The following is a 15,571-nucleotide window of genomic DNA, read 5'->3' on the forward strand; positions in this document are numbered from 1 at the left end:
TTGATGCTACGATACTATTTTTAAACTGGATAAATGTTTATTGATAAAGTCTATCTCGCCCGGTTCTAACTTGATCTGCGCTGCTTTTGCATTTTGAATCGCTTGGTTGGCATCCCTTGCCCCTGCCAGTGCAACGGTTATACCGGGATAGTCTATTGTCCAACGCAATACCAGCTGTGCGAGCGTTGCATTTTTCATGGCTGCCATCGGCCGCAATTGATCTAGGAAAGTATTAATAGATTCGATGTTCGCGGGCTGGTAGAATTTGGTAGTTGGACGGTGATCTCCCGGTTTGAATACATGTCCCGGTTTAATTTTCCCGGTAAGGATACCTCTCTGCAAGGGGCTGTATGCCAAAATGCTTTTTCCACTACCCTTACAATAGGGCAATATTTCTGTATCAATACTCCTTTCTACCATGCTGAAAGGCACCTGGTTAGAAACGATATCTACCACGGCATCGGCTGCTTTTACTTGGGCTACATCGTAATTACAAACACCGGCCGCCCTGATTTTACCTTGTTCTTTCAGCCTTAAAACCGCTTCGAAGGTTTCATCGATTGGCGTGGTATTATCCGGCCAATGAATTTGATATAGATCGATATAATCGGTGCGCAAACGTTTTAAACTGTTTTCACATTCACGGATCACGCTTTCCTTGCCTGCATATTTATAAATCTTGATGGCTTTGCCGCTGTTATCTTCACTATCGAACGCGAATTGTCCTTTGCTTCCTTCCCAGGTCATACCGAATTTTGTCAAGATTTGTACCTTGTCACGGGATATACCGCTTAAAGCTTCACCCACGATTTCCTCGCTTCTTCCTTGCCCGTAAATCGGCGCTGTATCGATCGATGTGACACCTTCTTCCATGGAGGCATGTATGGCCGCGATGGCATCTTTATGCTCTGCGCCGCCCCACATCCAACCGCCAATTGCCCAAGCTCCAAACGCAATTGCTGATACTTTTACATCGCTATTTCCCAAATTTCTTATTTCCATAATTCTTACTTTATCCGTTATAAATAATAGGTTTCGTGGAATTTATAACGACAAACTTTCAAGGCTATTATTCAGCCCAGCTCATAACGTAATTACCATCTTCAATATCTAGGGCCTCGCGGGTTATTTGCAAGGGATGGAAAGTGTCTACCATTACGGCCAATTCTTTTGTTTCCCTGGCGCCGATACTTTTTTCAACGGCCCCGGGGTGCGGCCCATGGGGAATCCCAGCGGGGTGCAGCGTAATCATTCCCCTCGTAACATGTTTACGGCTCATGAAATCACCATCTACATAATACAAGACCTCGTCGCTGTCAATATTACTGTGATTGTACGGTGCAGGAATTGCCTGCGGGTGGTAATCGAATAAGCGCGGGCAGAAGGAACAGACCACGAAGTTGTTCCCCTCAAATGTTTGGTGCACCGGCGGCGGTTGGTGTACCCGCCCCGTGATGGGCTCAAAATCGTGTATTGAGAATGCAAATGGATATTCATAACCGTCCCAACCCACCACATCGAATGGATGATGTGCGTAATGGATCGGGTACATAATCCCCTTCTTTTTTATCTTGATCAGGAAATCTCCTTTCTCATCGATCGTTTCCAGGTTTTGTGGTTGGCGGATATCCCTTTCACAATAAGGGGCATGTTCTAACAGTTGCCCGTATTTACTCAGGTAGCGCTTCGGGTAACGGATCGGGGAAAAGGACTCCACGATAAACAACCGGTTCTGATCATTCTCAAATTCTACTTGGTAAATCGTCCCCCTCGGAATCACCAGGTAATCGCCGTAACCAAATTTCAATTGGCCGTACTGTGTATGTAATATGCCGGAGCCTTCGTGTATGAAAATCATCTCATCCGCATCGGCATTTTTGTAAAAATAATCCTTCATACTTTGTTTCGGCGCCGCCAAAACTATATGGCAATCATTATTCACTAATACAGGTTTCCGGCTCTCCAGGAAGTCATCCATGGGCTTAATCTTGAACCCTTCGAAGCTCCTATGCGACAACATTTTTTCTTCGGCAACATTTGGCGCTACGCTGTACGGGGTATCAACTTTCATGATCTCCGTTGGAGGGTGGCAATGATAAAGTAAGGAGTAATTCGATGAGAATCCTTCGGTGGAAAATAATTGTTCGGAGTACAAACCACCGTCGGCCTTACGAAATTGCGTATGGCGTTTATGCGGTATTTCTCCCAATTTGTGATAATGTGGCATAATGGGTTGAAATATTGATTGACAATTACTTATTCTTCAGAATAAGCGCTCGCGTTTCCAATAAAATATTAACAAGTAAAATACTTGGCTGGTTGAGCCAAATGCAATTAATCATTACATAATAGACGAATCCATGGCAAGTGTTGCCATGAGGAAGTAGTAATTGAGCTGATTCGTATTATATTTTTCTAACAAATGCATCTAAATGCTTCAGAATGATTGCTCTAAAATTAAGGATTAATATTGAATTTCAAAGAAACGGGCACAACATTTTTTAAAAAAATTCAAGCGGGCGGTAAAGCATATTAAAATATCCAAGCATAGTACTTTATTCATATTGTAATATTTCCATGCGTTGCTCAATTGATTTTTATGTATTATTCATATTAGAAGTTTTAATGTAAAACCCGGTAAAGTTTATATTGTGAAATATTTTTTCTCCTGCTTGGCAACTACCCTTTTCCTGAACTTATATACACTAAGTGCACAAAGACTGCAATTAGATTCCAAACAAGGAACATTTATCCTGGATAAGAGTGGTAAGATATCCTATTTCGGTCCCGCTAGCCGGTCGCTGGATAATAACTTGTTGCATAAAGATTCTTCCTCTTATTTATTACAAATCAAGCGGTTTTCTTCTAATGAGATGGAAAAACCAACCAGTTTGAATTGGAAGAAAAAGAATGGTAAATGGAAAGCTGTTTTCCATTTTAATGAAAATTTCGTGGAGCTCACTTTTGAAGAAAAGGATGGCTATTTAACCGCGGAAGCAACCGCGGTTAAAGATCCGGGAAAGATCGAGTTACTAGAATGGGGGAAAATTTATACTCCTATTTCCGATAGCGTGGGACAATCTTTGGGTGTGGCTTACAACTCGGAATTTGCCATTGGAATCCTTGGTTTAAACCTGAAAAGCCAGGGCGGCTTTGAAATTAATCACCGTGAACGATTTGGGAATGCCGCCCAACGCTTTAGTGGCGGAACCGTACTGCAAGGCTTCACGCGGAACCGGGGTCTTCCCAGGGTTGATAATAACTTTATACAGGAACTTACATTTGCCAGCCCATTGAAGGACGGGGACGCCCGCTTGCAGGGATCTAAATTCGCATTTTACTGCGTGAAAACAAATGACCTATTAAAGATCATTCATACTATCGAAATGAATGAAGGTCTCCCGGTATTGTCCCACGCAGATGGTTGGATTAAAACATCGAAGTATGCTACTTCTTCGAAGTTTATCATGTCGTATGATGTAAATAATATAGATGCCTGCTTAGATCTCGCGGAAAAGGCAGGCATTACTAATGTATACCATCCCGGGATCTTTAAAACATGGGGTACGTTTAAGCTGGATTCATCAAAATTTCCGATGGGTACAAAATCGATCGCGGCGCTCAGCGAAAAAGCGAAAGCCCGCAATATAACCCTCGGGGCACATGCTTTATCCAATTTCATAACCACGAATGATCCGCTGGTTAGCCCTATCCCCCATCCCGATCTCCAGCTAGCGGGAGTTACTGTATTAAAGCAAGATATTGATACTGCCAGCCAAACTATCATACTACGAAACGCTGGCTATATTAAAGCTTATAGCAAGGATAACTATATTCCTACCGGGAAAGAATATAATGTAAACAGGGATAGGGAAATATTCGCGATACGAATTGGGAATGAAATCATAGAATACTCTGATGCCGTGCAACAAGGAAATGATATAGTCTTGTCGGGTTGCAAGCGGGGCGCATTTAATACGGCGGTCGCGGCACATCAAAACGGGGATCGCGCGGGCCGCTTGGCATCCCATGCATACAAGGTATTTTTTGCCAACATCATCCTGCAAGATACCGTTGCCCAAAACTTGGCCCGCTTCTTCAATGAAGCTAAACTAAAAAGAATCAGCTTTGATGGTGTTGAAGGCGGCGTGGCTACCGGGCATAATCGCTATAGTTGCGAAAGGTTCGTGTATGTATTTTTCAGGAACCTGGTCGATAAAAATATAGTAGCTAACTCCAGTGATTTAATGCATTATGCCTGGCATTACTTCTCGAATGAAAGTTGGGGAGAACCATGGTGGGCAAAGAACTTCCGCGAGTCCCAACTCGATCACCGCTTGGCCGTGCAGCAAGAACTTAAAGAAGATTTGATGCCGCGCAAAATGGGCCAGTTTAGCTTAACAAATAAAACCACCCTCAAAGATATTAACTGGCTAATGGGCTTGTGTGCCGGGTATGATTCCGGGGTCGATTTTTATGTCAGCCCCGACTTCGAAAAAATTAACCCCGCGGCAAAGGAAATTCTAAATACTATTAAAAAATGGGAGATTGTACGCAATAAACAAACCTTATCGGGTATCCAGAAGAAGCAATTGCGCGATGTATACACACTGTATAGCCTTAGCGCCGATGCCGATCATCCGCAAATAGAAATCATAGAAACATGGGCCCCGGAACAAGGTAAGCTCCAGCAAGAAGACGACCGAAACACTTTGCCTGTTGATTTACTGGTACGTGGAAGTAATACGATCATATCATTCGATTATCACCATAAACATGTTGTTACAGAGCCCGGTTTACCTACGCATTCAGAATTAAAGTTCTATTCTGTTGCCAAAGAACAGGAACTGATGTTCGCAGCCCGCCTCCCTGTAAATGCGGCCAGCAGTATTTCCGGGTTGTACTTGAAATCCGGCGCCCGGAAAATATCGCTGCCTTTCAAATTAAACCCGGGCGATTATATATTGCTCGATCAAGACCAAATGATGCGTCATTTTGATAAGAATGGCCGTAAACTGGATGAACAGGAAGCTAGCGGTATTTTTGATGTCAAGAAAGGGAACAACTTAATATTGGTAGATTATGATTGGCCATACGAAAAACCTGGCCCTGAAGTCATCATCAACTTTAAGATTAATAAATAAACATTGCTGCTTTCATTTTTTTCACTTTGTCACATTATTGTAATTATAATAATAACTCAGGATAATTTACAAAGGACCTTCTATCCTGTTTTTTATACTAAAACCTATATCTGTATTGATTAATATTGCTTTTGTTGAATTATTTTTAATAAAAGCAACATTTATTTGAAGGATAAAAAATTTTACAAAGTGCTATGAAATTGCAATTATTATTCTAATCTTTGTAATGCAAAAGTCATAACACAGGTGAAATTCTCCTTACATATAAAGCCTCGTCTACACGACCACCCGGTTGTGAACAGAGCTTTTGCAATATCTCCTTCCCGTCGTTCCATCATTACGGCTACGATTATTATTACAACCCCATCCCGGGGTTAAATTTCACATATCGTCCACCGACCAATTTTATTGGTAAGCACAAGCGGGGAAGCCGCAATTGTCTTCTATTGTTAAATTCTCATAATTCATGCAAGTATTAAAATTCGGGGGTACCTCCGTAGGAAGCGCTAAGGCTATAGAACAAGTTTGCAACATCGTACAATCATACCAGAGAAAAGGTAAATTAATCGTCGTAGTATCTGCCATGAGTGGCACTACGGATAAGTTAATTGCTTGCGGAAAGCTGGCAGCTCAAGGTAACGAGACTTATAAAAGTATCTTGAATGAAATAGAAAATGGTCACTTCGAAACGATCCGCTCCCTCTTTCCCATCACGGTACATAGCGGATTGATCAGCCAGGTTAAAAAGCAATTAAACCAATTGGAAAACCTTTGCGACGGTATCTTTCAAGTTGGTGAATTAAGCCGCCGTACCCTCGATAAAATTATGGCATACGGCGAACTAATGTCTTCCTGGATGATTGCCGAAAAACTTCGGCAGATGGGACTAAATGCCATTTGGAAAGATAGCAGGCAATTAATTCAAACCGATTCGCATTTCGGAAGTGCGCAGGTGGATTTTGATATTACAAATGACCAGGTAACTACATACTTCCAACATCAAACGGAGGATTATTTCTTACTGCCGGGTTTCATTGCTTCAAACTCCCAAAAGGAAACTACTACCCTGGGCCGCGGCGGCTCCGATTACACTGCCGCTATCATCGCTGCGGCCCTGGATGCAGGGGTATTAGAGATTTGGACCGATGTTAGCGGTATGATGACAGCAGACCCGAGGTTGGTTTCCCAGGCAATACCCATCCCGAGAATATCATACGAAGAAGCGATGGAACTTTCCCACTTCGGTGCAAAAGTTATTTATCCTCCAACCATACAACCGGTAATGGAAAGGCGGATACCAATCTGGATAAAAAATACTTTCGCACCGGCTGATGAAGGCACACTAATTAAAGACAACGGTGAAAAGCCCTACCCGGTAACCGGTATTTCAGGTATACAAAATATAGCGCTATTGACTTTGGAAGGTAGCGGTATGGTAGGCATTCCCGGGTTTTCCAAGAGGCTTTTCGAAGCTTTACACCGTGAAAAGATCAACGTGATATTGATTACCCAAAGTTCCTCTGAACATTCCATTACCGTTGGTGTGCACGAAGCGGATATTATTAAAGCAAAATCTGCCGTCGACAGCGCTTTCGCTCAAGAAATCTACGATAAAAAGATAGAGCCGCTACTCGTCGAGAGAGATTTGAGTATAGTAGCCGTGGTAGGCGACAATATGAAGAACCATCACAACATGAGCGGTAAACTTTTCGGCGCGCTGGGCAGGAACGCTATCAACGTTAGGGCGATAGCTCAAGGTTCGACCGAGAAAAACATCAGTACCGTTATATCGAAATACGATGTCAAGAAAGCCCTGAATGTTATCCACGAAGTATTCTTCGCAGAACCTTTAAAACAACTCAACGTATTTGTAGTGGGTGTGGGGAATGTTGGAGGTAAATTGCTGGAACAAATACAACAACAAGCAGCTTACCTAAAAACCGAAATGAATTTACAAATCCGGGTGGTGGCCATCGCGAATAGCCGCAAGATGTATTTCAATGAAGACGGCGTGCATTTGGAAGACTGGAAGCAGGCTTTAGATAATGCTGAACCGATGGATATGGAGGCATTTGCGAGCCGTATGGTCAACCTGAACTTAAGGAATAGCGTCTTCGTAGATAATACGGCGAGTCCAGATATTTCGCTTTCTTATGGCCGCTTCTTAGAACATGGTATTTCCGTGGTGACTTGTAATAAGATTGCCTGTTCCGCGGATTATAGTTCGTATAAAAAATTGAAAGACCTTGCTAGGAAGTACAACGTTTCTTTCCTGTTTGAAACGAACGTGGGCGCCGGTTTGCCGGTTATTAATACGCTTAATGACTTAATTAGAAGCGGCGACCGGGTACGGTCAATTGAAGCGGTATTATCCGGCAGCTTGAATTACGTGTTTAACCATTTCGTAGATGGAACTACGTTTAAAGAAGTAGTGAAAGCAGCCCAGGAAGAAGGCTATACCGAACCTGATCCAAGGATCGATTTAAGCGGTAAAGATGTTATGCGTAAAATATTGATACTCGCCCGTGAAAGCGGCGCTAAATTGGAAATGGAGGATATAGAAAACCAGGGTTTCTTGCCTGCAATATTGTTGGAGGCAGCCTCGGTAGATGATTTTTATCACCAGATGGATCAGTATGAAGACCATTTCTCAAATCTTCGCAAAGATGCCGATGCCGAGGGAAAACGGTTAAAATTCGTAGCCACTTACCGCGATGGATCTGCTAAAGTAGGCTTGCAAGCCATCGCGCCTGATCACCCGTTTTATAACCTGCACGGTAAGGATAATATCGTTTTATATACGACGAACCGCTATGCGGATCAACCTTTAATTGTTAAGGGAGCCGGTGCAGGCGCCGATGTTACCGCATCCGGAATTTTTGCCGACGTTATCAAAACGGCGAGTGTAAATTAATTAATCACGTTTACGTATATACGAAATTATAATGAATAGAATAAAGGTATTCTCCCCTGCAACCGTGGCAAATGTAGCATGCGGTTTCGATGTAATTGGCTTGGCTTTAGATAATCCGGGTGATGAAATCGAGATGTGGTTATCAAGTGAACCGGGAATTCGCATCAGGGAAATCCACGGTGCAGATCTTCCCCTGGAGCCTTCGAAAAATGTTTGCGGGGTAGCCTTGCAAGCGCTGGTGAAAAAATTACCGGATCCCTTAAATGCGGGCTTCGAAATGATTATTAAGAAAAATATTCAACCCGGTAGCGGTATCGGTTCCAGCGCTGCTAGCGCCGCGGGAGCAGTAGTGGCAGCTAATATCCTATTGGGAGAACCCTTTCCCAAGAAAAAGCTTGTCCGCTTCGCCATGGAAGGAGAAAGGCTCGCAAGCGGCTCCGCGCATGCAGATAATGTTGCCCCTGCCATTCTCGGTGGTTTTACCTTGGTGAGAAGTTATACGCCCGTGGATATTGTCGGTTTGCCCACACCTCCCGGATTATGGGTTACCGTCATCCACCCCCAGATCGAAGTAAAAACCTCCGATGCCAGGGAAATATTAAAACACAAGGTATTAATGACGGATGCGATTAAGCAATGGGGCAATGTTGCAGCCTTGGTTGCCGGATTATACAGGAACGATTACGGCCTCATCGGCAGATCTTTGGAAGATGTGATCGTGGAACCCGTCAGGAGTATTTTAATCCCGGCTTTCCAGGAGCTTAAAATAAAATGCAAAGAGGCCGGTGCTCTCGGCGGTGGTATTAGCGGTTCCGGCCCATCGGTTTTCATGCTGAGTACAAGCGAAGAAATAGCCAGGAATGTTGCCGATGTTATGAACAATATTTATCAACCCCTCGGATTGGAATATCATATCCATGTTTCCACGGTGAACCAAGAAGGGGTAAAAGTGATTTCACGTTAATAAAACATTATGCAGTACTATAGTTTAAATAATCATGATCATAAAGTTTCTTTCCGGGAAGCTGTAGTGTCGGGATTGGCGCCGGATAAAGGATTGTATTTCCCTGTCAGCATCCCTAAGTTGGAGAAGGATTTCGTGGAAAGATTAGATGAATATGATCCCTTGTATATCGCGAGAAAAGTCATCAGTCCTTTTATAGAAGATGAAATTCCAAGAAATGCTTTACAGCAAATTATTGATGATACCCTCTCCTTTCCTTTTCCCGTTCGGGAAGTAGAACAGGGCATTTACTCATTGGAGCTTTACCATGGCCCAACGCTTGCTTTTAAAGATGTCGGTGCAAAATTTATGGCGGGCTGCCTAGGGTATTTCCGTAAAGATGACAACCGTCCTGTTACCGTGTTGGCGGCAACATCCGGCGATACCGGTGCGGCGGTAGCTCATGGTTTTTACAATGTGCCGGGTGTTAGGGTCGTGATTTTATATCCTTCCGGCAAAGTAAGTAAGGTGCAAGAACAACAATTGACTACTTTGGGAGGAAATGTTACCGCCATCGAGGTTGAAGGTACTTTTGATGATTGTCAACGCCTCGTCAAAACAGCCTTTAATGATACTTCATTGAAAGTATCTTGCTTACTAACCTCCGCTAACTCGATCAACGTGGCACGGTGGTTGCCCCAGATGTTTTATTATTTCATGGCATATAGAAAACTGAAACAGTGGCATAAAGATATCGTGTTCTCCGTCCCGAGTGGAAACTTCGGTAATATTTGCGCGGGGATGATGGCTGCTCAAATGGGCTTGCCGATACAGCATTTTATAGCATCTACAAATATAAACGACACGGTTCCCAGGTTTATGCAATCGGGCAATTATGATCCGCAACCTGCCCAGCCTACTATCTCAAATGCGATGGATGTTGCGGATCCTAGTAATTTCGTTAGGATACTGGAATTATTTGCCCACCGTGAAAAAGCATTGAATGTTCACCTTTCGAGTTATAGTTTTGACGATAGGGAAACATTGTCCGCGATTGAATCGGTGTATAAAAAGTCTAAATACTTAATGGATCCGCATGGAGCCGTCGGATATTTAGGTTTAAAAAAGTATTTGGCCAAGCATCCCCAGCAAGTGGGCGTTTTCTTGGAAACGGCTCACCCTGTTAAATTCATTGATAGTATGCCGGGTACCGTGCAAGATGATATTGATTACCCTGCCCGTTTAAAACAGGCTTTAGGTAAGGAAAAAAAGTCCCTATATATGCAGGGCGATTATATAATGTTCAAAAATTGGTTAACGGGTCAATCCTACGCAGTATAGTGGGTTTGTGAAAATACTGCAAAACTTGGCGTCCTTTCGGCAGGACGCCTTTCTTTTTTAGTGGAAATAATTTAGGTTTGGATTATGAAATGCACTGACTTATTCTTGATAACCTTCGGTTTAGTTACCGGTATGGCCATCAGCTCCTGCTCCAGTCCGGGGGATTCGGCCAAGCACCGGGAACTAAAGGACTCCTTGTACCATTCAGATATCATTGCCCCATATACAGATTCCATCGAGCAATTCCCAAGCCGGCACGACCTGTTGTTTAAAAGGGGATTAATGCTTTTTAATGATCATCCCGATTTTGCCCTTGAAAATTTCGAAGCCGCGTTAAAACTGGATAGCGATAATGTTGATTACCTGGCCGGTGCAGGGGAAGCTGCCCTCGTGATACCAGATTATCCTAAAGCGGTAAATTATTTTGCCATGGCCAATAAATTAGCTCCCGGCTATGCTTACTTGCAATATAAATGGGCCATCGCGCTAATCGAAGATAAACAATACAGTGCTGCTGATAGCGTAGCCATGTATATCCAACAAGATTCCGTTTATGCAGATAAAGGTTATTATTTGCAAGCGCGTATCGCTGAGGACCTGGGAGATACGGCCAGGGCAATACAATTACTCAAGACAGGTATCGATCTCGTTGGAATTAAAGCCGACCATGAAGCGGTACTGGAAATGGGTGACCTGTTGACTAAGAAAAATTCCCTCGAAGCACTGCAATATTACCAATTGGCGTTCAGGCAAGACACTACAGATGCCGAACCTATTGCTGCTATCGGTGATTATTACAGCAGGCAAAAAAATTATGGGGAAGCGTTAAAGGCATACGAAAGAAGTATTTTAATTGATCCTACCCATACCTTTTCATATATAGGTACCGGGGATATCTATATGAAAGAAGGGAAATATCAACAAGCCCTGGAAACCTATCACTTAGCGATCAAGTCGGCGCCTAATGAAGCTCTTGCTTTCTATAAAAGGGGCTTGGCGTATGAAAAGTTAGGCAACAAGGAAGCTGCCGCGGCTGACTTTTTAAAGGCAATTTCCTTCCGCCGGGATTACAAGGAAGCTTCAATGGCCCTTGAGCGGGTTAAACAATAGGAATTTCCCGGTGTTTTAATGCAATCCATATTTATTTTACAATTCAACTTAACAATATGACCGATCAACATACAACTATCATAGCACCGTCATTATTAGCCGCCGATTTTCTTCATTTGGCAGATGCTATACAGATGGTAAACAAAAGCGAGGCCGATTGGCTTCACCTGGATGTAATGGATGGCCGTTTCGTACCAAATATCAGTTATGGCTTGCCGGTTATTGAACAAGTTTCTAAAGCTTGTAAAAAGCTGCGCGACGTGCATTTGATGATCGAGGAACCCCATCTGTATATCGAGGATTTTCAAAAAGCAGGGGCGCAAGTTTTAACAGTTCACCTGGAAGCCTGCGTGCATCTTCATAGAACGGTACAGCAGATCCATTCCCTGGGTATGAAAGCCGGCGTTGCCCTGAACCCGCACACACCCGTCAGCTTACTGGTTGACATTATCGGTGATTTGGACCTTGTTTTAATTATGAGCGTCAACCCGGGTTTCGGGGGACAGAAATTCATCCCGCATACCTTAAAGAAGATCATGGAGCTGAAATCCCTGGTTCAAAGCACAGGTTCAAAAGCATTAATTGAAGTAGACGGAGGTATTAACCTTGAGAATGCCCCGGCTGTTATCCAGGCTGGAGCAGATGTTTTAGTGGCAGGCAGTACGGTATTTCATTCTAAAGATCCCAAATCGACTATTTTGGCGTTGAAGGGCCAAGTCTTATAATGGAGACACCCATTATTGACAAATCATGGAAATAATATCATTTGTCAAAGGTTTAGTTAAGTAGCCCGTTACATAATTAAAGGCCTCTACCCTTTGGCGGTCTTTTTCATCAATAGAGGAAGTGAGAACATAGATTCTTACTTCCTTGTTTAATTTTGGACGGATGTGTGTAAAGGCTTCCAAAAATTCCCAGCCGTCCATCACGGGCATATTTAAATCTAACAGGATAACATCCGGGAGTTCCCTGTTATTATTCAAATTGGTTCTAAAATGCTCTAAGACTTCTTGGGCATCGGAATACTTGGCTACATTTTCAGCAGCAGCCATCCTATTCAGCATGATTTCTGTAATCTGCTGATGTATGGGGTCATCATCAACAATAAATATTGTTTGTAACGGTTTCATATAAAGATTATTCGGGCCTAAATGTAATAATAAATTTTGTACCTACACCAGGTTCGCTCTCTACTTTTATTTGTCCCCCCATGGCCTCAACTTGGCTTTTCGTAATAAATAAGCCGATCCCCTTGGCATCTTTATTTTTATGGAAGGTCTTCCGGAAACCGAAGATTTTGTTCCCATAACGTTGCATATCAATGCCGATGCCGTTATCTTCGACAGTTAGTTTTACGACCCCGTCCTCATGCCAAGCCTTGAAATGCACGGAGGGCTGCCTGTCGGTAGAACGGTATTTAATCGCGTTGGTTAGCAGGTTTTGTAACAAGCTATCCAAATAGATCTTAGGATATTCTATCGTAGGTGCAGCTTGGAAATCTTCCAGTAGCTGTATACCCGATTGCTCGATATCGACAAGCAATATTTCTTTTACTTTTTGCAAACGTTCTGCGAACGACAGTTTTTCCTGCTCCACGTTTAGGTCCTTACGGATTTGAATTACTTCAACCAAATCGTTCAGGGTTTCGTCGATCTTCATGATAACCTCATCCAACATATGGATATACATTTCCTTCTCTTCTGGCGATCCGCTGTCTTTATGCAACTGAAGTAAGGCCTTCAAATTTGCAATCGGCGCCCTCAGGTTGTGGGAAGTGATATGTGCAAAATCTTCCAGTTGTTTGTTCTGGTTTACCAGGTACTTGTTCAGGTTCGATAATTGGTCATTCGCTTTCCGCAATTCCCGCTGCAACTTCTTGCTATAGGTGATATTCCTGGTGAATATAGAGATGCTTCCATCGTCCATGGGTGCTAACAGGAATTCGTACCAGGTATCCAGCTCCGGTAAATAATTAAAAAATGATACCGGCGCTTGCTTGGCAACGCATTCCTTCACCCTTGAGTGAAAGGTAGTACCCACCAGCCATGGGAATACATCGAAAATGTTTTTGCCGATCACGCTTTCCGTGTCCAGTATCTCCCCTGCTTTTTTATTCATAAAATTCACCGTCCCATCAGCCGCCATCAATGCATAGCCTAAATCGATCGTATCGAAAAACAATCGCATGATTTCGGTATGGCGCATCAATTCGTTCCGCACTTCGTGAATCTCTGTCACATCTTGTATAACCCCGTGCACCCTAACGATCTTACCGTCTGCATATTCCGGTTGGCCTATGGTTCTGACCCTTATGGAATTTTTCTTCGCGGTAACGATACCCAGCTGTAAATCGAATGGACTGCCACTATCTAAGCATTCCCTCGCGGCCTGCATCAATTGTAATTGGGATTCCGGGGTATAAAATGAAACAGCCTTCTCGATATTTACCGGCACAAAGGATGGCAATTCGACTACCTTATATGTTTGTTCGCTCCATTTCATTTCCTTGTTACCGATATCCAGCTCCCACCCGCCAATTTTACCGATCTCCCCGGTTTGCAATAGAAATTCCTGGTTTTTAGCGATTTCCAGCTCCTGGTTTTTCTTTTTCGTAACATCATCGCATAATATGATAACCAGCTGGTCTTTATCTACAGGGTCTTCTACTGCAAACATCGTTATCTCCAGGTAAACGCTGTCTTCGAGCCTTGTCCAGGGTATGCTGCCGTTATTTTTAAGTTGCTTTTCCAACTTGACCATTTTGCCACCCAGCAGCACTTGCCCGAATAGTTGGTTGATGCCCAGGAATTCACAGGTAGGATCTTGCTGAATATGATTCATAACCACGTCGAGCGGTAATGATTCCTCACCGAATAGTAAGCGTTGCGTTTGGTTAGTCCTACGGATGTAGCCCAGGTTATCGATCTGTATATAACCGATGGGAAGATGCTCTACGATCGTGTTTAACAGTCGCTCACTTTTTTCCAAGCTCAGTTCTGCCAATTTCTTCTCGGTTATTTCAGCCATGATTAGAAATACGAAAGATATCTCGCCTTTATCATCGAAAACAGGGAAACCCGTTGCTTCGAAATATGTGGGCTGAATCCTTGTGATGTCTTGATCAGGTAGTTCCGTGTATTTGAGTAAGATTTCCCGTTTATGAGGCGACCGGGAATCTATCACTTCCTTTAACAGCGCTTGCAAGCCGTTGCGCTGGTTCATGCTGTCTTGGTAAATATTATAAGGCTGACCGATGGTGGCAGCATGTCCCGGCCCTAGAATATTTCTCATGGACAAGTTCATATCGACATGCCAACCCTTCGGGGAAATTTGTTGCAAGCCTACCGGCAAGTTCTCCAGGATGCTCCTGAAGAAACTTTCCCGCTCCTGCGCGGCCCGTTCCTTCATTTTTCTCAATGTTACATCGAAAGCTATCAATGTATAACCTATCAAGAGCGCATCATTATAAACAGGTTCTACGACCACATCCATCCATGTGGGCGTGCTGCCGCTAAATAAAAACTTAACCGTATCCCTCCATGAATGTTGCGTTTTTAAGGCATTATACAGCTTTGACATGCAGCCATCCCCGGGCTTAAGAACCTGGGCAATATCCTGGAGGTTTAAGCCAATTAAAGCTTCACGGTCATACCGGATAGCTTGCGCCAGTATCTGGTTCACCGACAAAATCTTCAAATCCAGGTCCAGGTAAGCGATGGCAGCCAGCTTATTAGCGGATTGTTGTAGTGCAAGGTCGAATATCGGCAGTAATTCGGTAGTATGTTGGGAGCAATTATAGTTCCCTTTCATTAGGATTCCTTCTAGCTCGCCCAGGGGAGATTCCAACAGTTTCAATTCCAGGTGTAGCTTGTTCCCGGTTTCATCATTGGTACAAAAATTGGCTTGCCCTTGCATTATGGCGACCTCCAATTCGACCGGCGCCTTGTCCCCGATTTGGTTAAACCCCGGGAAGAAACGGCAACAAACATCTACCATGGCCCGGTTTATATGGGACAATAAATAATTTTTATCCAGGATAGCCATGGGTTCTTGGATTTCCTCCAGCACTTGGCCTAGAATAGCAACATTCATGAACTTTTCCGGTTTGAAACATGAGAA

At 43.4% G+C, this 15,571-nt stretch carries 10 protein-coding genes; 6 read left to right on the top strand and 4 right to left on the bottom strand.

Annotated elements, in window-relative coordinates:
- Nucleotides 1–6: 6 nt before the first annotated feature.
- Both COR50_RS15795 and COR50_RS15800 read right to left on the bottom strand, forming a co-directional pair.
- Entirely contained in the window at nt 7–1,002 is a 996-nt protein-coding gene (locus COR50_RS15795) for an aldo/keto reductase (RefSeq protein ID WP_098194878.1), read from the bottom strand.
- Between the two features lie 67 nt (nt 1,003–1,069).
- Nucleotides 1,070–2,227, bottom strand: coding sequence for a homogentisate 1,2-dioxygenase (locus tag COR50_RS15800; RefSeq protein WP_098194879.1), 1,158 nt, complete (start codon nt 2,225–2,227; stop codon nt 1,070–1,072).
- A gap of 424 nt (nt 2,228–2,651) precedes the next feature.
- Between COR50_RS15800 and COR50_RS15805 the strand changes: the two genes are divergently transcribed.
- The 6 genes from COR50_RS15805 to rpe all read left to right on the top strand — a co-directional run bounded on the left by COR50_RS15805 (nt 2,652) and on the right by rpe (nt 12,177).
- Nucleotides 2,652–5,144, top strand: a complete 2,493-nt coding sequence (locus COR50_RS15805; RefSeq protein ID WP_157760910.1) for a hypothetical protein — start codon at nt 2,652–2,654, stop codon at nt 5,142–5,144.
- Between the two features lie 466 nt (nt 5,145–5,610).
- Nucleotides 5,611–8,058, top strand: a complete 2,448-nt coding sequence (thrA, locus tag COR50_RS15810; protein WP_098194881.1) for a bifunctional aspartate kinase/homoserine dehydrogenase I — start codon at nt 5,611–5,613, stop codon at nt 8,056–8,058.
- Between the two features lie 31 nt (nt 8,059–8,089).
- A complete protein-coding gene (locus tag COR50_RS15815; RefSeq protein WP_098194882.1) occupies nt 8,090–9,022 on the top strand; it encodes a homoserine kinase in 933 nt (310 codons plus the stop codon).
- Nucleotides 9,023–9,031: 9 nt separating this feature from the next.
- On the top strand, nt 9,032–10,342 hold the full coding sequence (gene thrC, locus COR50_RS15820; RefSeq protein WP_098194883.1) for a threonine synthase: 1,311 nt from the start codon (nt 9,032–9,034) through the stop codon (nt 10,340–10,342).
- Between the two features lie 84 nt (nt 10,343–10,426).
- Nucleotides 10,427–11,452: a tetratricopeptide repeat protein gene (locus tag COR50_RS15825; RefSeq protein WP_098194884.1), complete on the top strand. Its 1,026-nt coding sequence runs from the start codon at nt 10,427–10,429 to the stop codon at nt 11,450–11,452.
- A gap of 56 nt (nt 11,453–11,508) precedes the next feature.
- Entirely contained in the window at nt 11,509–12,177 is a 669-nt protein-coding gene (rpe, locus tag COR50_RS15830; RefSeq protein ID WP_098194885.1) for a ribulose-phosphate 3-epimerase, read from the top strand.
- A gap of 12 nt (nt 12,178–12,189) precedes the next feature.
- Here the strand turns inward: rpe and COR50_RS15835 are convergent, their stop codons facing one another.
- Together COR50_RS15835 and COR50_RS15840 are read right to left on the bottom strand one after the other, a co-directional pair.
- Nucleotides 12,190–12,582 (bottom strand): response regulator, encoded by a 393-nt coding sequence (locus COR50_RS15835; RefSeq protein ID WP_098194886.1) that lies wholly within the window; start codon nt 12,580–12,582, stop codon nt 12,190–12,192.
- A 7-nt stretch (nt 12,583–12,589) separates the two neighbouring features.
- Nucleotides 12,590–15,544: a PAS domain-containing protein gene (locus COR50_RS15840; RefSeq protein WP_198405672.1), complete on the bottom strand. Its 2,955-nt coding sequence runs from the start codon at nt 15,542–15,544 to the stop codon at nt 12,590–12,592.
- Nucleotides 15,545–15,571: the final 27 nt, after the last annotated feature.

The sequence above is a fragment of the Chitinophaga caeni genome (genome assembly GCF_002557795.1).
Lineage (GTDB): Bacteria > Bacteroidota > Bacteroidia > Chitinophagales > Chitinophagaceae > Chitinophaga > Chitinophaga caeni.

Bases quoted from the DNA above. Each gene is read 5' to 3' on its own strand.
- COR50_RS15795 (WP_098194878.1), bottom strand. From the start codon at position 1,002: ATGGAAATAAGAAATTTGGGAAATAGCGATGTAAAAGTATCAGCAATT.
- COR50_RS15815 (WP_098194882.1), top strand. From the start codon at position 8,090: ATGAATAGAATAAAGGTATTCTCCCCTGCAACCGTGGCAAATGTAGCA.
- thrA (WP_098194881.1), top strand. From the start codon at position 5,611: ATGCAAGTATTAAAATTCGGGGGTACCTCCGTAGGAAGCGCTAAGGCT.
- COR50_RS15840 (WP_198405672.1), bottom strand. From the start codon at position 15,544: ATGAATGTTGCTATTCTAGGCCAAGTGCTGGAGGAAATCCAAGAACCC.
- COR50_RS15835 (WP_098194886.1), bottom strand. From the start codon at position 12,582: ATGAAACCGTTACAAACAATATTTATTGTTGATGATGACCCCATACAT.
- thrC (WP_098194883.1), top strand. From the start codon at position 9,032: ATGCAGTACTATAGTTTAAATAATCATGATCATAAAGTTTCTTTCCGG.
- COR50_RS15825 (WP_098194884.1), top strand. From the start codon at position 10,427: ATGAAATGCACTGACTTATTCTTGATAACCTTCGGTTTAGTTACCGGT.
- rpe (WP_098194885.1), top strand. From the start codon at position 11,509: ATGACCGATCAACATACAACTATCATAGCACCGTCATTATTAGCCGCC.
- COR50_RS15800 (WP_098194879.1), bottom strand. From the start codon at position 2,227: ATGCCACATTATCACAAATTGGGAGAAATACCGCATAAACGCCATACG.